The sequence below is a fragment of the Mucilaginibacter sp. genome (assembly GCF_028288205.1).
Taxonomy (GTDB): Bacteria; Bacteroidota; Bacteroidia; order Sphingobacteriales; family Sphingobacteriaceae; genus Mucilaginibacter.
Map to the genome: position 1 here is coordinate 25,903 of NZ_JAQBOD010000048.1, position 20,992 is coordinate 46,894.

19 protein-coding genes and 1 pseudogene are annotated in these 20,992 nt (G+C 38.8%); 10 read left to right on the plus strand and 10 right to left on the minus strand.

Features of this window, described 5'->3' with window-relative positions; genetic code table 11:
- Positions 1 to 12: 12 nt before the first annotated feature.
- On the minus strand, positions 13 to 1,233 hold the full coding sequence (locus tag JWR23_RS11010) for an FtsX-like permease family protein (protein ID WP_299516072.1): 1,221 nt from the start codon (positions 1,231 to 1,233) through the stop codon (positions 13 to 15).
- 206 nt (positions 1,234 to 1,439) lie between these two features.
- Here JWR23_RS11010 and JWR23_RS11015 point away from each other — a divergent pair, with 206 nt between their 5' ends.
- Both JWR23_RS11015 and fmt read left to right on the plus strand, forming a co-directional pair.
- Positions 1,440 to 2,543 carry an exo-beta-N-acetylmuramidase NamZ domain-containing protein gene (locus tag JWR23_RS11015; RefSeq protein WP_367277540.1) on the plus strand — a complete coding sequence of 368 codons (1,104 nt, stop codon included), beginning with the start codon at positions 1,440 to 1,442 and terminating at the stop codon, positions 2,541 to 2,543.
- Between the two features lie 95 nt (positions 2,544 to 2,638).
- Positions 2,639 to 3,559 (plus strand): methionyl-tRNA formyltransferase, encoded by a 921-nt coding sequence (gene fmt / locus JWR23_RS11020; protein WP_299516076.1) that lies wholly within the window; start codon positions 2,639 to 2,641, stop codon positions 3,557 to 3,559.
- 386 nt (positions 3,560 to 3,945) lie between these two features.
- Here fmt and JWR23_RS11025 read toward each other — a convergent pair whose 3' ends face one another.
- The 3 genes from JWR23_RS11025 to JWR23_RS11035 all read right to left on the minus strand — a co-directional run bounded on the left by JWR23_RS11025 (position 3,946) and on the right by JWR23_RS11035 (position 6,816).
- Positions 3,946 to 4,845, minus strand: coding sequence for a DUF1080 domain-containing protein (locus JWR23_RS11025; RefSeq protein ID WP_299516078.1), 900 nt, complete (start codon positions 4,843 to 4,845; stop codon positions 3,946 to 3,948).
- Positions 4,846 to 4,919: 74 nt separating this feature from the next.
- A complete protein-coding gene (locus tag JWR23_RS11030) occupies positions 4,920 to 5,780 on the minus strand; it encodes an aminotransferase class IV (protein ID WP_367277541.1) in 861 nt (286 codons plus the stop codon).
- The gene (locus JWR23_RS11035; RefSeq protein ID WP_299516079.1) at positions 5,761 to 6,816 is read right to left on the minus strand and encodes an RluA family pseudouridine synthase; all 1,056 of its coding nucleotides are present in this window, start codon (positions 6,814 to 6,816) and stop codon (positions 5,761 to 5,763) included. Before JWR23_RS11035 ends, JWR23_RS11030 begins: the two co-directional genes overlap by 20 nt.
- A 132-nt stretch (positions 6,817 to 6,948) precedes the next feature.
- Here JWR23_RS11035 and JWR23_RS11040 point away from each other — a divergent pair, with 132 nt between their 5' ends.
- The 4 genes from JWR23_RS11040 (at position 6,949) to JWR23_RS11055 (ending at position 11,026) form a co-directional block, all read left to right on the plus strand.
- Positions 6,949 to 8,022 (plus strand): DUF6588 family protein, encoded by a 1,074-nt coding sequence (locus JWR23_RS11040; RefSeq protein ID WP_299516080.1) that lies wholly within the window; start codon positions 6,949 to 6,951, stop codon positions 8,020 to 8,022.
- 8 nt (positions 8,023 to 8,030) lie between these two features.
- Positions 8,031 to 8,918: a 1-aminocyclopropane-1-carboxylate deaminase/D-cysteine desulfhydrase gene (locus JWR23_RS11045; RefSeq protein ID WP_299516081.1), complete on the plus strand. Its 888-nt coding sequence runs from the start codon at positions 8,031 to 8,033 to the stop codon at positions 8,916 to 8,918.
- A gap of 135 nt (positions 8,919 to 9,053) precedes the next feature.
- Complete coding sequence (gene lat, locus JWR23_RS11050; RefSeq protein WP_299516082.1) at positions 9,054 to 10,385, plus strand: L-lysine 6-transaminase; 1,332 nt, start codon at positions 9,054 to 9,056, stop codon at positions 10,383 to 10,385.
- Positions 10,386 to 10,579: 194 nt separating this feature from the next.
- Positions 10,580 to 11,026, plus strand: coding sequence for a hypothetical protein (locus JWR23_RS11055; protein WP_299516083.1), 447 nt, complete (start codon positions 10,580 to 10,582; stop codon positions 11,024 to 11,026).
- A 2-nt stretch (positions 11,027 to 11,028) separates the two neighbouring features.
- Here the strand turns inward: JWR23_RS11055 and bshB1 are convergent, their stop codons facing one another.
- The 3 genes from bshB1 to JWR23_RS11070 are packed head-to-tail and all read right to left on the minus strand — an operon-like array spanning position 11,029 to position 12,887.
- The gene (bshB1, locus tag JWR23_RS11060; protein ID WP_299516084.1) at positions 11,029 to 11,754 is read right to left on the minus strand and encodes a bacillithiol biosynthesis deacetylase BshB1; all 726 of its coding nucleotides are present in this window, start codon (positions 11,752 to 11,754) and stop codon (positions 11,029 to 11,031) included.
- A gap of 15 nt (positions 11,755 to 11,769) precedes the next feature.
- Positions 11,770 to 12,270, minus strand: coding sequence for a glutathione peroxidase (locus JWR23_RS11065; protein WP_299516086.1), 501 nt, complete (start codon positions 12,268 to 12,270; stop codon positions 11,770 to 11,772).
- A 2-nt stretch (positions 12,271 to 12,272) separates the two neighbouring features.
- Positions 12,273 to 12,887: a DUF4294 domain-containing protein gene (locus JWR23_RS11070; protein ID WP_299516088.1), complete on the minus strand. Its 615-nt coding sequence runs from the start codon at positions 12,885 to 12,887 to the stop codon at positions 12,273 to 12,275.
- 107 nt (positions 12,888 to 12,994) lie between these two features.
- Here JWR23_RS11070 and JWR23_RS11075 point away from each other — a divergent pair, with 107 nt between their 5' ends.
- From JWR23_RS11075 to JWR23_RS11090, 4 genes are all read left to right on the plus strand, one after another.
- Positions 12,995 to 15,217 (plus strand): bifunctional (p)ppGpp synthetase/guanosine-3',5'-bis(diphosphate) 3'-pyrophosphohydrolase, encoded by a 2,223-nt coding sequence (locus JWR23_RS11075; protein WP_299516090.1) that lies wholly within the window; start codon positions 12,995 to 12,997, stop codon positions 15,215 to 15,217.
- A 115-nt stretch (positions 15,218 to 15,332) separates the two neighbouring features.
- Entirely contained in the window at positions 15,333 to 15,800 is a 468-nt protein-coding gene (locus JWR23_RS11080) for a Fur family transcriptional regulator (RefSeq protein WP_299516092.1), read from the plus strand.
- A 35-nt stretch (positions 15,801 to 15,835) separates the two neighbouring features.
- Entirely contained in the window at positions 15,836 to 17,113 is a 1,278-nt protein-coding gene (locus JWR23_RS11085; protein ID WP_299516093.1) for an adenylosuccinate synthase, read from the plus strand.
- Positions 17,114 to 17,179: 66 nt separating this feature from the next.
- The gene (locus tag JWR23_RS11090) at positions 17,180 to 18,448 is read left to right on the plus strand and encodes an anthranilate synthase component I family protein (RefSeq protein WP_299516095.1); all 1,269 of its coding nucleotides are present in this window, start codon (positions 17,180 to 17,182) and stop codon (positions 18,446 to 18,448) included.
- Between the two features lie 226 nt (positions 18,449 to 18,674).
- On the opposite strand, the gene plsY is transcribed toward JWR23_RS11090, so the two are convergent.
- The 3 genes and pseudogenes from plsY to JWR23_RS17765 form a co-directional block, all read right to left on the minus strand.
- Positions 18,675 to 19,322 (minus strand): glycerol-3-phosphate 1-O-acyltransferase PlsY, encoded by a 648-nt coding sequence (gene plsY, locus JWR23_RS11095; RefSeq protein ID WP_299516096.1) that lies wholly within the window; start codon positions 19,320 to 19,322, stop codon positions 18,675 to 18,677.
- Between the two features lie 92 nt (positions 19,323 to 19,414).
- Complete coding sequence (nadC, locus tag JWR23_RS11100) at positions 19,415 to 20,260, minus strand: carboxylating nicotinate-nucleotide diphosphorylase (RefSeq protein WP_299516097.1); 846 nt, start codon at positions 20,258 to 20,260, stop codon at positions 19,415 to 19,417.
- Positions 20,261 to 20,511: 251 nt separating this feature from the next.
- Positions 20,512 to 20,873, minus strand: a pseudogene (locus JWR23_RS17765) (endonuclease domain-containing protein).
- Positions 20,874 to 20,992 lie beyond the last annotated feature (119 nt).

Sequence of the window (20,992 nt, forward strand, 5' to 3'; positions counted from 1 at the left end):
TCGCTAAATACGTTACTTAAACCTAATGGCTTTTACCGGTGATATTTTGGACACCAGCATAGACGGCACAATAAGCACCAATAAACAAATTATCATAGTGCCAATATTTAATAACACCACATCAGCCCAATTAAGCTGGATAGGTACAAAAGTCATATAATATGATGTGGCGTCAAGTTTAAAAAAATGCGTTTTAAATTGAAACCAGCTAAGTCCCAGACCGAATATATTGCCAAAGATCAGTCCAAGGCATATCAAATAAGCGGCATTATATAAAAATATTTTTTGGATGCGCCAGTTGCTTGCGCCCATTGCTTTTAATATACCAATCATACTGGTTCGCTCTAATATCATTATCAATAAAGCTGATATCATATTAATTACAGCTACTATCAGCATTAAAATAAGCATTACTTTAGCATTAACATTAAGTAGGTTTAGCCATTCAAATATTACAGGATAATTTTCAATAACTGTTGTTGCTTTAAGCCTGGTGGGCAGGTTATCATTAACAAAAGCGGCCGTAGGGGTTAACTCATCAAAATTAGCAACCCGTAGTTCATATCCTCCAATTTCATCCGGGGACCAATTGTTTAGCCTTTTTATTAATGACAGATCACCTACAACATAGGTTTTATCAATATCCTCAATACTGGTTTCAAAAATACCAACCACTTTAAAGGGCCTTCTTTTTAAAGGTTGTTGTACAAAGTACATTAATAGCTTATCACCCAATTTAAGCTTTAGCCTGTTAGCCGTAATGTTTGATATCATGATCTGCCTTTTTGATTCGACAGTGTCGGCAAAATTTATTACGGTACCGGCAACCAGGTTATTCTTTAAAAACGACCAATCGTAAGTATTATCAACACCTTTAAGTATTACCCCTTCAATCCCGTTGTGCGCCTTAATTATTCCGGGTTTGGTAGCAAAGGGCGTCAGGTGAGCAATAAGGTTATTGCTTTTTATTGCCCTTACAAAGGTATCAGCCTTTATAAAGGGAGTGTTTTCGTATGAGCTGTTAAGATCATACTTTACTACTTTAATATCACCGTCAAAACCGCGTATTTTTTCTCTTATCTCCTGCTTAAACCCTTTAATTACAGCTAATGATAATATCATAACACCAAGGCCCAGCATAATGCCAATAATAGCTATACGCACAATCAGCTTAGAGAATGTACGATTAGGTTTGAATGTTATCCTACCAGCTATAAAATATGTAAAATTCAAGGCAGCGTGTTTTTTTGTAACTTCGCAAATATGCGGTTTTACCGCTTAAAATGATATTTTTAAATTGATGGGATATTATGGTAAGAATTAAATCTTTTTTTCAATTTGTGCTAATAGTAGGTTTAGTATTAAATGTCACTTCTGTAACATACAGCAGGCCCCATCCTATAACAAAACAAAAAAAGCATAATGTTGTAAAAAAAATCATGCCGGCAGCAGACCAAACTCAACTGTATGTGCCCTATTTAAAAGGGAAAAATATAGCGATGGTAGTTAACCAAACTTCTATAATTGGCGAGCGCCGGATTGCAAGCGTTGATAGCCTCGTTAAGTTAGGTATAGCCATAAAAAAGATCCTGGGCCCCGAACATGGTTTTAGGGGGAATGCCAGTAATGGGGCCTCTGTTGATGATAGTGTTGATCCTAAAACCGGGCTCCCGGTTATATCACTTTATGGCAAACATTTTAAACCAACCCCTGCCGACCTGAAAGGCATTGACCTGGTGATATTTGACGTACAGGATGTTGGCGCCCGCTTTTATACTTACATTTCTACCCTGCATTATGTAATGGAAGCCTGCGCCGAAAAAAATATTGAACTGATGATATTAGACAGGCCCAACCCCAACGGCTATTGTGTTGACGGGCCCATATTAGATACCGCCTACCACTCTTTTGTAGGTATGCACCCCATACCCATAACGCATGGAATGACTATTGCAGAATATGCCCAAATGATAAATGGCCAAGGCTGGCTCAAAAACCATTTACAATGCAAACTAAAGCTGATAAAAGTTGCTAATTATAATCATTCGTTAAGCTATAAATTGCCGGTAAGCCCCTCACCTAATTTAAATACTAATCAATCGGTATTACTTTATCCAAGCGTGTGCTTGTTTGAGGGAACTACCTTTAGTTTGGGCAGGGGAACAATGATACCCTTCCAGGTATTAGGGCACCCCGCTTTAAAAGGAAAATACCAGTACTCATTTACCCCGGTAAGTATTGCGGGGATGAGTGAAGATCCGCCGCAAAAAAACCAGGTTTGTTATGGTATAGATCTAAGAAATTACAACACCGATATTATTAAAAAAAGCGGTCAGATCAATTTATCCTGGTTAATAGAATTCTATAAAATTTTTCCTGACAAGCAACATTTTTTTAATGTCTATTTTACCAAACTTGCCGGTACCGAAGAGTTAAGAAAACAAATAGAAGCAGGTAAAACCGAAGCCGAAATACGCCAAAGCTGGCAACCTGCTTTAGACAGATTTAAAGCTATACGAAGTAAATACTTATTATATCAATAAATTTACAAAGCTATGCTTAAATAGCTTAAACAATTATGGATTAATTAAATTTGATACAAGCATAAGTTACCAGATAAAATCAGTATATTTTCACCATGAAAATTGTATTTATGGGCACGCCCCAGTTTGCTGTCGCATCATTAGACGAACTGATAAAAGCAGGTTCTGAAATTGCAGGCGTAATAACTGCCCCTGATAAACCTGCGGGGCGGGGGCAAAAGGTAAGCGAGTCGGCAGTAAAGCAATATGCAGTAGCCAATGGCTTAAGAATTTTACAACCTGCAAATTTAAAAGATCCCGAATTTTTAGCCGAATTAAGGTCGTTAGATGCCGATCTGCAGGTAGTAGTAGCATTTCGCATGTTACCGGAAGAGGTTTGGAATATGCCTGATAAAGGAACCATTAATTTACATGCCTCATTGCTGCCCCATTATAGGGGAGCGGCCCCTATTAACTGGGTATTAATTAACGGCGAAAAAGAAAGCGGTGTTACCACCTTTTTCTTAAAACATGAGATAGATACCGGCAATATATTATTTACCGAAAAAATAACCCTTACCGGCCATGAAACCGCAGGCGAGCTGCACGACCGCTTAATGCATAAAGGTGCTGGCTTGTTAGTAAAAACAGTTAAAGCTGTTGAAAGCGGCCGGTATAATGAGCATCCACAATCTTCCCTGTTAGCAGATGATACTGAGTTAAAATCGGCCCCTAAAATTTTCAAAGAGATGGGTAAGATTGATTGGAATCAACCTGTAACAACTGTTTATAACCTTATACGTGGCTTAAGCCCTACCCCTGCTGCTTATACCTCATTAAACGAAAAAACATTTAAAATATACAGGGCTGATTACCATGATACAGATCCCGGCATACAGCCCGGTGGTTTTTTAACTGATAATAAAACTCATTTAAAATTTGCGGCCCAGGATGGCTTTATCAGTGTAACTGATGTGCAATTAGAAGGTAAAAAACGTATGAATATTGAGGAATTTTTAAGAGGGGTAAAATTGTAATAAGCAGTCAATTCCTCTCAAAGCGTCATTGCGAGGAACGAAGCAATCTCTACACTTGCTAATCAAGTGTGAAAAATTTCATTTTTGAGCCTAAAGAATATGGTAAACTCTTACTGACTGTCCTATGTAGAGATTGCTTCGTTCCTCGCAATGACGTGATTGTAAGTTATTGATTATCAGTAATAACTAAAATTGTCATCTCGAACGGTAGTGAGAGATCTTATACACCCTGCTAAGCAACCATGCCTGGCGTTTAAGATTTCTCCTCGTTCCTCGTCGAAATGACAACGCATTTTATATAATTTCTTTTTTATATACGTCATTACAGTTTTTTCCAGGGTTGGCCCTGGTGGGTACGGCAATGACGCGTGGTATATAGTAATAGCTTATTTAAAATCAGGCATTTTATCCAATTTTGTTATTTGGATATTGCGGTAATAAGCCTCTGCACCTTCAGATTGAAACTGGATATGTCCGTTAGTAAGCGGGGTTGCCGGGCTTCCATCTTTTGGTACTGTGCGTATATGTTCTACTACCATCACCACATGTCCGTTAACAACATGCACAGCTTTATCGCCATAGCAGTAAAGTTCTATAACGTTCCACTCGCCGTTTGGCTTTTCAAAATCACCTTTTAAATGCGATAGGTTGCTGGGTGGCGCGGGCGCGCCCGGCGTTCCCCATGATGCAAAATATTGTGAAGGAGCTACCGGATCATATATCCAACCCAATTTTTTATTGGTACTGTCTTTTAACCTTGCATGCACATCAGAACCCACTCCGGCCAATGAAAACAAATCGCCCATATCTCCTTCCTGCACCTGGAACTCAGGCGAACGCAGCCATACGTGCCAGAATTGCCCATGAGGTTCTTTGCCATGATATAATATGCCATTATCTCTTTTAATACCTAATTTAGGTTCATACTTTTTCTCGCCCCATTTAAACTCGGCTTTTAAATGGTAGTTGCCGTATTCTTTTTTAGTGCTATAACCGCCAAATATCTCTCCTGAAATGTGTAATACAGGCTGTCCGTCAACCATCTCAATAGTAAAAACATGTAACGGGTCATTGTTTAGGCCCAGCGGTGTGCCGGTATTCATTCCGTCGCCTTTATCCCAACCCGGTAAACTGGTAAGGCTTTTATGCGGAATACCGATAAATACATCAAAGTTTCTTCCATCTTTAGTTAATAAAGATGTCCATTTATTGGTAAGTTCCTGTGAAAATACAGAGGTGCTAAATAATAAAAATGCGCTAAAAATCAAGATTGGTTTTAGTTTCATTGCTGATTTAATTATTGAAGTTTATAAATGATATATTGGTTATATCAAATGTAATTAAAAATCTATGCAATCGATTACAATTTGTTCAGCTCATCCATCAGCATCTTGCTCACTTTGTTAAAATAACGCCTGATGCCATACCCCATTACGCATTGTATACCCCTGCTGGCATTGGTTAAAAACACCTCGTCGGCTTCATACAAAATCTCTGGATTTATCTGTGCCTCGGTAATGGGGATATTATTTTTTTGAGCGATATTAATAATAACCTGGCGCATAACCCCTTCAACACAACCCTCGCTTAATGCCGGCGTATATAAATGATTTTGGTACCAAACAAATACATTAGAGCTGCCGGCTTCGCACAAAAAACCATTTTGATTAAGTAAAAACACCTCATCCAAATTATTCTGAGCCTTGTAAAGCCCGGCCATAACATAGATCAATGAGTTGCAGGTTTTAATATTCGACAGGTAATTTGATGGCTTTGGCAGATCGGTAAAAATATCAACTATTAAACCTTTATCATTCAAAAAATACCGGGGTTCATCTGCCGGCGTAAGCTCCAAACAATAGCCTGCTTTATTTTGCGTGGGCGTATATAACCCTTCCGAATCACGGTAAACGGTTAAACGTAACCGCCCGTGTTTTGCTTTATTGCGTATGGCCAACTGCTCAACCTTGTCTTTTAAAAACCAGGCATCCATTTGCGAGTAGCCATCCATTTTAAGCGATTTCATACCACGCTGTAAACGATCGGCATGCAAGTCGGCAAATTTTAATTGCCCTTTAAGCATGCGCATACTCTCAAACAAACCATCGCCATATCTGAACGAGCGATTTGCTACCGAAAGCAGTTTGCTATCGGCAGGAAGTATTTCTCCGTTAAAATTAATGTAAAGCGGCGCCATATAATTAATCGCTAATTTCACCATTTTGTATGGTATTAGCACCAACATATTTACGCCATTTTTGCAATACTGCTTCAAAATCCTGTGGCAGAGGTGCTTCAAAATCAATACGTTTTTTTGTTGACGGATGGGTAAAACCAAGCGTTTGCGCATGCAGTGCCTGGCGCGGCATCAGCTCAAAACAGTTTTCTACAAACTGCTTATATTTACTAAAAACAGTACCTTTTAATATCTTATCGCCCCCGTAGGTAGCATCACTAAACAAGGGATGGCCAATATGTTTTAGGTGTGCCCTTATTTGGTGCGTACGGCCGGTTTCCAGCTGGCACTCTATCAGGGTAACATAACTCATGCGTTCTAAAACCTTGTAATGGGTTACAGACCATTTTCCTTTTTCAGGGTCATCGTATATAGACATTACCCGCCTGTCGTTCACACTGCGGCCAATGTAGCCTGTTACTGTTCCGTCCTGCTCCAGGTCGCCCCAAACCAGTGCTATATATTTCCGGGTGATGCTGTGATCAAAAAACTGGCGGGCCAGGTAAGTCATTGAACGTTCGTTCTTGCTTATTAATAATAAGCCCGAAGTATCCTTATCAATGCGGTGCACCAGGCCAGGCCGGCCATCATTGCCGGGCAAAGTAGGCAATTGCTGAAAATGGAAAACCAGCGCGTTAACCAGCGTGCCTGTATAATTATTATACCCCGGGTGCACAACCATTCCGGCTGCTTTATTAACTACCAGTACATCATCGTCTTCATAAAGAATGTTTATTGGCAGGTTTTCAGGATATACTTCTGTATCGCGGGGCGGATGAGGGAGAACAACCGATATAACATCAAGCGGTTTAACCCTGTAGCTGGCTTTTATTACCTTATCATTAACCAATACATTACCCGCATCAATAGCATTTTGAATGCGGTTACGTGACGCGTTTTCAACACGGTACATTAAAAATTTATCAATGCGTAAGAGAGATTGACCCTTATCAACAATTACACGCAGATGTTCGTATAAATCTTGTTCGTCTTGCTCAAATAAATCAGGCTCTTTTATCATTTGGGCAAAAATAACCGTTTTTTAAACTAATTGGTTATAATATATATTATCAGGTAACATATTTAGTAATATTGATTATTACTAAATATGTATTACTTTTATGATTTAAAATCTCACTTTATAAACAATTATATGAAAAAACTTTACCCCCTGATTACTTTAGTAATTTTAATAACTGTCGCGTTCAAGGCCAATGCACAGTCTAGTGATGATGGAATTTCCCAACTATTTAAAGGCTCCCCTGGCGATGTAAACAAATTGGTAGGTGCTTATAGTAACCCATTATTTAAAGGATTTGGCAATAGCTTGAACGGTGGCTGGACCAACACTGCTAAAACCCAGAAATTTTTACGTTTTGCTATCAGGGTAAGCGCTACCGCCAGTATTGTCCCTAACGCTGATAAAACTTATGATCTTAACACATTAGGTTTAGCTAATGTAAAAGCATCTGGTTCATCAATCGCCCCAACCTTTGGCGGTGATAAAAATCTGAGCACCGGTATTGTTGTATCTGATCCAGCTGCCCCGAATGATCCGACCCGAAAATACAATACCACCTTACCTAAAGGTGTTAGTCAATATATTCCGGCGCCACAAGTGCAGTTAACGCTTGGTTTGGTGAAAAATACCGATGTAACAGTGCGTTTTATACCAACCACTAAGATCACTGATGATGTAGGTTCGGTAGGTATGTTTGGTTTTGGCTTTAAACATAATATTGCACAGGATTTTGGCACTGCCAAGCATATAATACCATTTGACCTTGCCATTGCTATTGGTTATACCCGTTTAAGCTATAATAAACCATTAAGCGTAACTCCGGATGCAGGCAATGGGGGGACAAGCGGTAGCCAGGATTACTCCAACCAGCGCTTAGAAGGACATTTTAGCGGATGGAATACCCAGATTATCCTTTCTAAAAAATTATTGTTCTTTACTCCGTTTGTTTCTGTAGGCTATTTAACCAGCAGTACTGATGTTGGTTTAAAGGGTAATTTCCCTTTTGTTACCGGTGTAAACAATTTGGGTAAACCTGTTTATACCACCTATGCCGATCCTATTAGTATCAGTGGTTCATCAGCCAGTGTAAGCGGCGCACGTGCCGATGTTGGTTTCCAAATGAGCTTATTCTTCCTTAAAATATATGGTTCATACAGCTTTGCCGAATACAAATCAGCTAACGTAGGTATAGGGCTTGGCTTCTAATCAGCTTAATGAATATTGATCTGGAAATTTTTAGTCCTGTTCATCAAATCAAAGACAAATTATTTGATGAACAGGATTTAAAAGTATTTATAAAACGTGATGACCTGATACATCCCATTATATCAGGAAACAAATGGCGCAAGCTTAAATACTTGCTAAAAAAAGCGCAGGCTCAAAACAAAACTCACCTTGTAACCTTTGGGGGTGCTTACTCTAATCATTTATTAGCAACTGCGGCAGCTGCCGCAAAATTTGGCTTCAAATCAACCGGAATAGTTCGTGGCGAAACCATAGAAAACGATACACTTTTTCTTTGCAGGCTGCATGGCATGAATTTAATATTTGCTGCTCGTGAAAGCTATCGCGATAAACCGGCATTATTTGATAAATACTTTACCAATAATGATGAAGCTTTTTTTATTGCCGAAGGGGGCACATCGCCCGAAGCAGCCAAAGGATGCAGCGAACTCATTGATGAACTAACCGAAACATACGACCATATTTTTTGCGCTTGCGGGACCGGTACTATGGCAGCAGGCATTATTAATGGTTTGCAAAACAATTCTTCACTTGCCAGACTTCATGCTATCCCGGTATTAAAAAATGGCGGCTTTATTGCTGATGAGATAAATAAGCTATTAACATCACCCGCAAATTATCAGCTGCATACTGATTATCACTTTGGTGGTTACGGAAAGGTTAATGCTGAACTTATTGCCTTTATAAAAAGGTTTATAGCAACCACCGGAATATTGATAGACCCTGTTTATACCGGCAAAATGTTTTATGCTATTTATGACCTGGCAGCCAAAAAGCATTTTAACCCGGGCAGCCGTATATTGGCAATTCATAGCGGTGGTATATGGGGATTGTTGGGTATGAAAGATAAATTTTAACCTATACCCAACTAAATTTCAGTACAAAAAACAGCTTTAAACAATTTAAAGTTAGTATTTAATGGTTTGGTTCAAAAACCGTCTAAATTATCATTTCAGAGGGTTTTTTAGTAGATTTGTTTAAAGCATTATCTTATGTATACCCTATCTGTTTCTCCCGAAAATGTAATTGACTCACTAAAAAAACATGTGCTGGCCGATGGCTTCGACCTTACTTTTGATATGGAACGGAGTAATGGTGTTCACATTTACGATTCTAAAAACAAACGTACACTGCTTGATTTTTTTACCTGCTTTGCATCGGTACCGTTAGGTTATAATCATCCTAAAATGCTCAATGACGAAGCGTTTAAGAAAAATCTGATGCTGGCGGCATTAACTAATCCATCAAACTCTGATATATATACTACCCAATATGCCCAATTCCTGGAAACTTTTGCAAGAGTTGGTATTCCTGAATATCTTCCCCATGCTTTTTTCATTTCGGGTGGTACATTAGCCATAGAGAACGCGCTTAAAACTGCTATGGACTGGAAAGTTCAAAAAAACTTTGCTAAAGGCTATACTACCGAAAAAGGATTCAAAATACTTCATTTTGAAAACGCTTTTCATGGCCGTTCGGGTTATACATTAAGTTTAACCAACACCCTACCTGTTAAAACCAAATGGTATGCTAAGTTTGACTGGCCCCGTGTTTCTTTTCCACAAATAAATTTCCCGTTAACGGAGAGTAATAAGGAAGAGCTTTTAAAAAGAGAGGAGCTATCTATTACCCAAATTAAACAAGCATTTGCGGATAATAAAGATGATATATGTGCCATAATAATTGAACCTGTACAGGCCGAAGGAGGCGATAGGCATGTGCGTAAAGAGTTTATGCAGCAACTAAGGCAACTGGCTGATGAGAATGAAGCATTGTTAATTTATGATGAGGTACAGACCGGGGTTGGCCTTAGCGGTAAATTTTGGTACCATGAACATTTTGGCGAAAGGGCCCGCCCGGATATTATCGCCTTTGGCAAAAAAATGCAGGTATGCGGCATATTGGCAAGCCACAGAATAGATGAGGTTGAGCATAATGTATTTAACGTGCCTTCGCGCATTAATTCCACATGGGGCGGCAGCTTGGTTGATATGGTACGTTCAACAAAAATACTGGAGATTATTGAAGAAGATAGTTTATGTGATAAAGCCGCAGAGAATGGTCAATATTTACAAGATCAATTATTATTAATTGCCAAAAACACACCGGCTATTAGTAATATACGCGGCAAAGGACTACTTACCGCATTTGATTTTCAGGACAAGGCTATGCGCGATAAGTTTATACAGGCCGGCATTGAAAACAATGTAATGTTTTTAGGTTGCGGAAATCGTACCATACGTTTTAGACCGGCACTTATTATCGAAAAAAATAATATTGATGAAGGCTTAAATAAGCTCCAAAAAATAGTTAATAAGTTGTAAAAATGTAATATTTTTGCTACAAGCGCTGCTTTTTTCGAATATCACAACACTTTTCATATTTCAAAATATACTATAATCGTAAGTTTACGTTATCTTCTATAATATAATTATTTCTAATTAACAGGCTATATTTTAAAGCTCCTGTTAAGCTATAAAGAGATAAATATTTACCGTAGCCCTATATATATATGATTATGAGCAGACCAATAGAAAAATTAAAAAAACAACTTATTGAGATCTCTGAAGTTGTTAATGCATTTCAATCCGAAGCCGTTCAGGTAAGAGTTGTTGACAAATTATTAGATGCAATGATTGAGTTTGAAAGAGGAGATATTGATGGATATGAGTTCCTTAATAAGAAGGGAAATAAACTAAGGTCAATAAGTGATAACGATAATTATTCTGTTAGTTCCAATCGTAAAAAACCGGGAGCAACAAAAATATTGAATCAGTTACTTTCAACCGATTTTTTTAAAACAACACACTCCATATCTTCAATTGCAGATTATTGTAAAGAGCATTACAATTCAAACTTTAAAACATCCGAATTATCAGGCATACTTTTAAAACTTGCTAAAGAAAATAAACTTAAACGCGAAAGAAACGATGACAATAATCGTTTTGAGTATATAGCTGTGTGATTTTATTTAAGATCAAACAAATTATCCACTCCTAAAATCCTGCGTGAGGTAAAGCCTTCGGCAAATTTTGTACGGATAACTTTTCCAAACTCACGTGCACGCGCCTCAATTACAGCAATAAATTCTGGCGATGAGATATAAGTTTGTGGCTCATCGCCTTCCCAGTCAGGATTAAAAAATTGTGAGCTGTAGGCATACATACTTTCTATTTTTTTATCCCAATATTCAGTAACATCTATCAATATATCGGGTTTAATATATTCATCCTGTATAAAATGCAATAAGATCTCTGCCCGCCATGGTTCTTGTAACTTGCCATCTGCATAAGTTTCTATTTTTAGCAGTCCCGACAAAAATGCAGCAGTATCAACCAACTGATTTGCCCGGCCATGGTCCGGGTGCCTGTCATTATAGGCATTGGTTATGATTATTTCGGGCTGATATTTACGAATAGCTTCGATAACCCTTAGTTGGTATTCTTTTGTATTTTCAAAAAAACCATCCGGAATAGATAAATTTTCTCTTACAGTCAAACCTAAAATTTTGCCGGCCGCCGCCGCTTCATGGTCACGTATCTCTGCAGAGCCGCGCGTACCTAACTCACCCCGGGTTAGATCAACAATCCCAACTTTTTTCCCAAGAGCAATGTGTTTTAAAATGGTGCCCCCGCATCCAAGTTCGGCATCGTCCGGGTGAACAGATAAAACTAATATATCTAACTTAAACATATTTAAACATAGTAATTAATGATCAGCAGCTAATAATCTCGCGATCTTTTTTTTTATTTTTGAAGAGGTAGGATTGGTAAACGGATAATAAAAAGCTGCAACCTCGCCTGATCGGTTGATCAGGAATTTATGAAAGTTCCATCTTGGCACAGAGCTAATCACGCCATTTTGCTTTTTATCTGCAAAAAATTTATACAAAGGGTCGGCATAAGGTCCTCTAACCCTTATCTTTTCAAATATTGGAAAGTTGGCGCCGTAGTTTTCGCAAAACGCAATGATCTCTTCCCCTTCCAATGGTTCCTGCCCGCCAAAATCATTCGATGGAAAGCTAAGTATTTCAAAATCCTGCCCTGAAAATTCATTTTTTAAACTTACCAGATCTTTAAGCTGGGGAGTAAATCCACATTGAGAGGCGGTATTTACTATTAGAAGTACTTTGTTTTTATATTGTGATAGACTGAGTTCCTGCCCTGGTATTTTCCGGGCAGTAAACTGGTAGATATTATTACTACTCATTATTAGTTCCTGTAAGAATCGTATCCAGCCTGTTGTAGTATTTGTTCAATATCACGCTGTTCATCACGGTCGTAGGTTTCTTTTAAATTATGACCAAATATACGTGCCGCCGATTGTAATAAGAATGCATTAAAACCACCTTTTAATTCTTTAACCATACTGTAGGTAGTGTTGTCAGTTTCGCGGTTTATCAGTTTAATAAGTATTTCACCCTGACTAATTGTCAGGTTCTCAATTTCCTTCTTAAACATGTCTTTTATCTGACTTTCGCAGGCTTTGATCAACACCTTTTGTTTCTCTTTATCACCTGTTAAAGCCAAATCGCGTTGTAATTGACGGTATCTGCTACCTGCGAAATGCGCGTATGGTATAACTTTGGTTACATTGTATCTTAATAAGTTAAAGGCTTTTCTATCGGCTTCGCTCTTAAATATACGGCTATCAATTATGTTAACGTCCTCGGTAACAATCCAGGGTACCATTTCACCGTCTAAAACAGTAACATAAGTTTTAATGGTATCATTTTTGCCTGTTCTTGGAAATGCAGGGGTTTGTGCCTGGGCCTTTAACGCACCCATTAAGCAACAATACAGTAAGAGAAACCCAAATAATTTCATAATTTTACTTAATGCAAAATTAATGCATTTTTTTTTGGTATTTATTATAACCTGCAATTTAATTGTTTATTGCAAGTTATGATAATAAATACTGAGACTGCCTGGATATGAAAGAATTAGTTATTGATCTGGAAGTAGAGAAGACGGAAATATTAAAAAGATACCGGGCTTTATTGCGTGCAAGTAAATCTACCCTTCAAAAAGGCGATAAACGCATGATACGTAAAGCATTTGATATGGCTTTAGAGAGCCATAAAGATATGCGCCGTAAATCTGGCGAACCTTATATTTATCATCCTATTGCTGTTGCACAAATAGCCGCCGAAGAGATTGGGCTGGGTACCACCTCTATAGTTTGCGCTTTACTTCATGATGTTGTAGAAGATACTGACGTAACATTAGACGATATTGAGCAGGAGTTTGGTAAGAAAGTAGCTAAGATTATTGACGGGCTTACCAAAATATCGGGCGTGTTTGATACTAATAGTTCATTACAGGCCGAAAACTTCAGGAAAATGCTGCTTACCCTGGCTGATGATGTTAGGGTAATATTGATAAAGCTGGCCGATCGTTTACACAATATGCGTACAATGGAGTTTATGCCACGCGATAAGCAGCTTAAACTATCGTCAGAAACCGTTTATCTATATGCACCTTTAGCGCACCGCCTGGGGTTATATGCTATAAAATCTGAACTGGAAGACCTTTCTATGAAATACATGGAAAGAGAAACCTACCAGTTCATTAAAAATAAGCTCAACGAGAAAAAGGCTGAACGCGAAAAATTTATCAGAGACTTTATTGAACCGGTAAAAAAAGTTTTGCATGGACAGGGCCTGGATGCCGATTTGTTTGGCAGGCCAAAATCTATCCATTCCATCTGGAACAAGATGAAGAAAAAGGCTATTCCGTTTGAGGAGGTTTATGATCTTTTTGCCATCAGGGTAATTTTGGATAGCACCCCTGAAAACGAGAAGGCAGATTGCTGGAAGGCATATTCAATTGTTACCGATCTGTACAGGCCAAATCCGGATAGGCTGCGCGATTGGATATCGTCGCCAAAAGCGAATGGATATGAATCATTACATACCACGGTAATGGGGCCGCGCGGGCAATGGGTTGAGGTACAGATACGCACCAAACGCATGAACGAAATTGCCGAAAAAGGTTTTGCAGCACATTGGAAATACAAAGAGTCGTCAACCGATAGCGGGCTTGACCAATGGGTGCAAAAGGTGAGGGATATGCTAAAAAACCCAGATTCGAACGCGTTGGAGTTTCTGGATGATTTTAAGATGAATTTATTCTCTGACGAGATATTTATTTTTACACCTAAAGGCGCGCTTATACAATTACCATTAAACGCTACCGCGCTTGATTTTGCCTTTGAGATACATACTGACGTTGGCGCAAGCTGTATTGGGGCCAAGGTTAATCATAAACTCGTCCCGCTTAGTTACAAGCTGCAAAATGGCGATCAGGTAGAAATTATTACCTCAAGTAAGCAAACACCGAAAGAAGATTGGCTGAATTTTGTAGTAACCGCTAAAGCTAAAGCCAAAATTAAATCGGCTTTAAAAGAAGAGAAACGCAAAGTTGCCGAGGATGGGAAAGAGATACTTGAACGCAAGCTAAAGTCATTAAAAATTACTTATAACTCTGAAAATATACATAAGCTAAGCTATTATTTTAAGCTGGGCTCTACCCAGGATCTGTTTTTCAATATAGCCAAAGGGCTTATTGATATGAAGGACTTGAAGGAATACCAGTTATCAGAAAAAGTAGTTGAAAACAAGCCGCAGGATAGAATAGAAAATGAGCAGCTACAAGGCCTGTTAAGAAACATTAAAGCCAAAGACAGTGACATGCTGCTTATTGGCGAGGATATGCAAAAAATTGACTACAAGCTGGCCAATTGCTGTAACCCTATCCCCGGCGATGATGTATTTGGCTTTGTTACGGTTAGCGATGGTATAAAAATACATCGCACCAACTGCCCTAACGCGGCTAAGCTGATGGCTAATTATGGCTACCGTATTGTAAAAGCCCGCTGGACCAACCAGCAGGAATTGGCATTTTTAACCGGCTTGCGTATTACTGGTATTGATGATGTTGGGTTGATAAATAAATTAACTACGGTAATATCAAATGATTTTAAGGTAAATATGCGCTCTATTACTGTTGATAGTGATAACGGTATTTTTGAAGGCTCCATCATGGTTTATGTAAATGATACCGAACACCTGGATAACCTGATAAAAAGATTAAAAATGGTAAATGGCGTTACCTCTGTAACCCGTTTTGATACTACGGTTGAAAAAGCGTCATGACAGGTTGATTGAGTGAATGATTGATTAGGCGAATAGTTAAATTTAAAGATACCCGCTCACTTAATCTAATTAACAAATCAACTTAAATTAATAACTTTGAACATTAACATTCACTATGCCCCAGCAGGAAACTAAAGTAATGGTAAAGAAGATTTTTGAGGCTTATCTTGAAAATAAGAATCTACGGAAAACTCCCGAACGCTTTGCTATATTAGAAGAGATATATTCAAGAAGTGACCATTTTGATGTGGAATCATTATATATCCACATGAAAAATAAAAAATACCGGGTTAGCCGCGCAACTGTTTATAATACGCTTGAACTATTGGTATCATGCGATTTGGTTACCAAGCACCAGTTTGGTAAAAACATGGCCCAGTTCGAAAAATCATACGGCTATAAGCAACACGACCACATTATTTGCCTGGATTGCGGCAAGGTAGTTGAGTTTTGCGACCCGCGTATTCAGCAGATACAAAGTATGATGGGTGGGTTATTAAAATTTGAAATAAAGCACCACTCTTTGAATCTTTATGGTAATTGTGAAAAACTTAAGGCGGGCTTTTGCGATAGAAAAGTATAACTTTACAACCTTATTATTAATATTTTAATCTTAGAATGGCTGTTGACGTATTATTAGGCCTCCAGTGGGGCGATGAAGGTAAGGGTAAAATTGTTGATGTTTTAAGCGCAGGTTATGACCTGATTGCCCGTTTCCAGGGAGGCCCGAATGCCGGCCACACATTGGAGTTTGATGGTAAAAAGTTTGTTTTAAACACTATCCCTTCAGGTATATTTTTTGATAACACACTAAATCTTATTGGCAATGGTGTGGTTATTGACCCTATCACTCTAAAAAGAGAAATTGATAAACTTAAAGATGCCGGACATGATCTTTTAGCTAAAAAGAATTTACTCATCGCCAAAAAGGCGCACCTTATATTACCTACGCACCAGTTATTGGATGCCGCTTCTGAAAAAGGAATGGGCGAAGGCAAGATCGGTTCAACCTTAAAAGGTATTGGGCCAACTTATATGGATAAAACCGGGCGCAACGGTTTGCGTATAGGTGATATTACCCTGCCTGATTTTAAAGAACGATATAAAAAACTGGTTACCAAGCATACCTCTATGCTGCAGGCATTATACGGCGAGGTTGCTGATTTCTCTGAACGCGAACAGGCATTTTTTGAAGCAATTGAATTAATAAAGAAATTCCCGTTGGTTGATTCTGAACATTTGGTTAACGATTTTCTAAAAAAGGGCAAAAAGATATTAGCAGAGGGCGCACAGGGTGCTATGTTGGATATTGATTTTGGTTCATATCCTTTTGTTACTTCATCAAACACTACTGCAGCAGGTGCTTGTACAGGCTTAGGCATTGCCCCTAATACTATTGGCGATGTGATAGGCATATTTAAAGCTTATTGCACCCGCGTTGGCGGCGGCCCCTTCCCTACTGAATTAGATAATGAAGTTGGTGAAGAGTTGCGTAAAATAGGCCACGAATTTGGCGCTACCACCGGAAGACCCCGCCGTACAGGCTGGATAGACCTGCCGGCTTTAAAATATGCAATTATGCTTAACGGCGTTACCCAAATGGTAATGACCAAAGCTGATGTATTAAGCGGCTTTGATAAAATTTACGCTTGTACCCATTACAATTACCTGGGCGAAAAGATAGATTATATGCCTTATGACATTTGCTCTGTTGATGCCATACCTGTTTTAAAAGAAATTGATGGCTGGAACGAGGACCTGACAGGCATTACCGAATTATCAGAAATACCTGCAAAATTGCAATCGTATATAGATTATTTGGAGAAAGAATTGGGCGTGCCTATTAAATATTTATCAGTAGGGCCCGATAGAAAGCAAACCTTAGTATTGCACTAACCGCATAGCTAATAAATAACATAAAGGCTCCGCTAATCCGGGGCCTTTTGTTTTAACTTTGTATTTGTGATTAAACAGGTAACCGATCTGCGTTTATTTAAACAAAAGGCCCTGCAATGGGCCGCTACTTTTGATGCGGCTTGCTATCTCGATTCAAATAACTTCAATGATCCTTATTCAAAATTTGACACGTTAATTGCTGCGGGTGTTAAAGATCATGTTGTGGCAAATATCGGATCAGCGTTTAAACAATTAGAAAACTTTCGCGCAAAGAACCCGGGCTGGTTAACCGGCTTTTTTAGTTATGATTTGAAGAACGAGGTGGAGAATTTATCATCCGCAAACCCGGATCATCTTAATTTTCCTGACCTGTGTTTTTTCGCTCCGCAGCATTTGATATTGATCAACAGCGAACAGGTGGAAATAACTGCCGATGATCCGCAAGCCATTTTTGAATCAATTGAACAACAAACACCCATCACTTCACCAGCGAATAACATTGACCTTCAATCGAGATTTAGTAAAGATGATTATATAGCCACTGTCAATAAAATTAAGGACCACATTAGCCGTGGCGATATCTACGTAACCAACTTTTGCCAGGAGTTTTTTGCTGCCGGTGCACAAATAGATCCTGTAGCTACTTTTTTACAGCTTAACCTTGTCTCGCCTACACCGTTTGGTACTTTTTTTAAATGGAATGATAAGTATATTCTTTGCGCCTCGCCCGAGCGCTTTTTAGCTAAACGAGGCAGCAAACTTATATCGCAACCCATTAAGGGCACCGCCAAACGAGGTAATACAGAGCAGGAAGACGAGGCCATCAAACAACAACTGCGCAACCACACCAAAGAGCTGCAGGAAAATGTGATGATAGTTGACCTGGTACGTAATGACCTTACCCATTCGGCCAAACCCGGTACGGTAAAAACCGAAGAGCTATTTGGCATCTATACCTTTAACCAGGTACACCAAATGATATCGACCGTTGTATGTGAATTACAAGACGGAATTACCGCCGTAGAAGCCATACGCAATACTTTCCCTATGGGAAGCATGACTGGCGCACCTAAGATCAATTCGATGCGGCTGATGGAACAGTACGAGCGCAGCAAGCGCGGGGTATACTCAGGTGCCATTGGTTACTTTAGTCCAGATAATGATTTTGACTTTAATGTAGTGATAAGAACCTTGTTATATAATTCAGCAGAGAAATATCTGTCGTTCCATGCGGGCAGTGCTATTACCTACCATGCCGATGCCGAAAATGAGTATGAGGAATGTCTGCTTAAAGCCAAGGCTATTTTAGAGGTGCTGGGACAGTTGTTAGCTTAGTTTTGTTTCACGCGAGTGTGAAACAAATGAAACAAGTGAAACAAGATTTTGACTTAAAGTATTGTTTATAAGAGAATTACGAAAAAGTGATGAAACAAAATGTAACAACGTATTCGTCAATATTTTTATGCATAATTTTTAATTATACTACTGATTGTCAAATAATTACAAATCAGTAGATTTGGCAGTGGTGAAACAAAATGAAACAACATTTCTGTTGATCTTCTTAGCTTGCTTTTTTCTTAAAGAAATTGACTTTTGATTCTTTCCCTTTTAACAGGCGCTCGATATTTTTTTGATGGGTTACTAATATCAACAGGCACATGCACATGCCGTATATAATAACCGATTTAATATAAGTGGGAAAAATAAAAGTTACGCCAATAGGATAAGTGAAGCCTGCCATAATAGAGCCTAACGATACATACCGGGTAATTAAAAGCACAACAAGAAATACCGATACACATAATAAAGCCGCCGGCAAATTAACAGCCAGTATCATACCGAACAAAGTTGCAATACCCTTACCACCTCTAAAGCCGGCAAATACCGGGAACAAATGCCCCATAACAGCGGCTATGCCCAGGGCAAGCTGATAATTATAGAAAGATACTGAATGATAGGGGCCGGTAGTAGCAACTCCTATAACAAAGGCAAGGTTTGTGGCTGTCCACCCTTTTAAAATATCCAGCAGCATAACAGGTATGCCGGCCTTTTTGCCAAGCACCCTAAAGGTATTGGTGGCCCCGGCGTTACCGCTGCCGTACTCTCGTACGTCAATATTAAAAAATGCCTGCCCTATCCATACCGCAGTGGGGATAGAACCAAACATGTAGGCCAATATGAGCGCTGCAATGGAATAAGGGGTGATCATATCAACGCAATATTATAAATTGATAATTGTACTAACAAGTTTAATCATATTTAAAAGCAAACATTTATACTAACAGAATAACATTAGCAGGGTTATTTAATAGCTTTTAAGCTCAGGTCCATACAGGTAACAGAGTGTGTTATAGCACCTATGGATACATAATCAACCCCACAGTTGGCATATTCGCGCACATTATCAATATTTATGCCGCCTGATGCTTCGGTAATGTACCGGCCCTCGATAATATTTACCGCCTGTTTAAGATCGTTGAAATTAAAATTATCCAACAATATACGGTCTACACCACCGGTTCGTAAAACTTCGTCCAGTTCATCCAGATTACGTACCTCAATTTCTATAGTCAATTTTTTGTTGTGCACGCCGATGTATTGATGCGCGTTCTCAATGGCCCTGGCAATCCCGCCCGAATAGTCCACATGATTGTCTTTTATCAGCATCATATCATACAAGCCAAAGCGATGGTTAATGCCTCCGCCAATGCGTACGGCCCATTTCTCTAAATAACGCATACCGGGCGTGGTTTTGCGGGTATCTAAAACCTGGGTATTGGTACCTTTTAACAGGTCCACAATATGGTCGGTAGCAGTAGCAATGCCCGACATACGCTGCATACAATTCAGCACCAATCGCTCGGCGGTTAAAATACTTATGGCGCTGCCCTCAACTTCAAATACAATATCTTTTGGTTTTACTTCGGTACCATCTGTAATAAATACGTTTAACTTAAGATCTTCATCAACGCAGTGAAAAATATATTTGGCCAGCTCAACACCGGCAATTATACCCGGGTCTTTAACCAACAGTTTTGCTTTGCCAATGGTGCCTGCGGGTATAGTGGCTAATGATGTATGGTCGCCATCGCCAACATCTTCCTTTAGGGCATTATCTATAAATGGGCGTACAAGTTCTTTGTCCAAATCAAGTATATTTTAGAAGATCAAAAGTAATAACATTTTTTGGATGTGATAGTTTGTTGATGCCTGAATAGCAGATTAAACAGATAAAATGATTATTATGATAAATAAGACTGATCGGCGTAATCAAATGAAGAAGTTTTAACTTTCATACCTGAAAAGAGATTAATTTGGCGGCGATTACTCACCCCAACTATGCTTCGCTGGTCGACCCTCTCTTCGCCGTTGGCGGAAAGAGGGTTGTTTAGATTTTTTTAAAGAATTAAATGCTCTTTTATTGTATTTAAAACCGATTCAATGTCATTTAATATCTGGTCATTTTCAAATCTAATTATAGTAAGTCCTAAAGCAGTTAATACCTCATCGCGATTTTTATCATATTCTTTTTTTAGCAGATGAATAGGCCCATTGGCTTCAATAACCAATTTTGCCTTATGCAATAAAAATCAGGAATATAATATAAGTTTCTGCCAAATATTGACGTTATACAAACAGGATATTGTCTTAGAAATTTCTGCTCGAATAACTTTCTATTTCTAAGATGTTGCCATAAAACTTTTTCAGCAGGCGTTTCCCGCTGCCTTAATTCACGGCAAAATTCAATTATAGATTGCATAAAGAAAGTTAAGATAAAAAAATTTTAATCAAAACCCTCAACCCTCTTTCCGCCAAAGGCGAAGAGGGGGCCGCGCACTTCGTGCGCGGGGTGAGTAACCGGCGCGCATTCAAACAAAT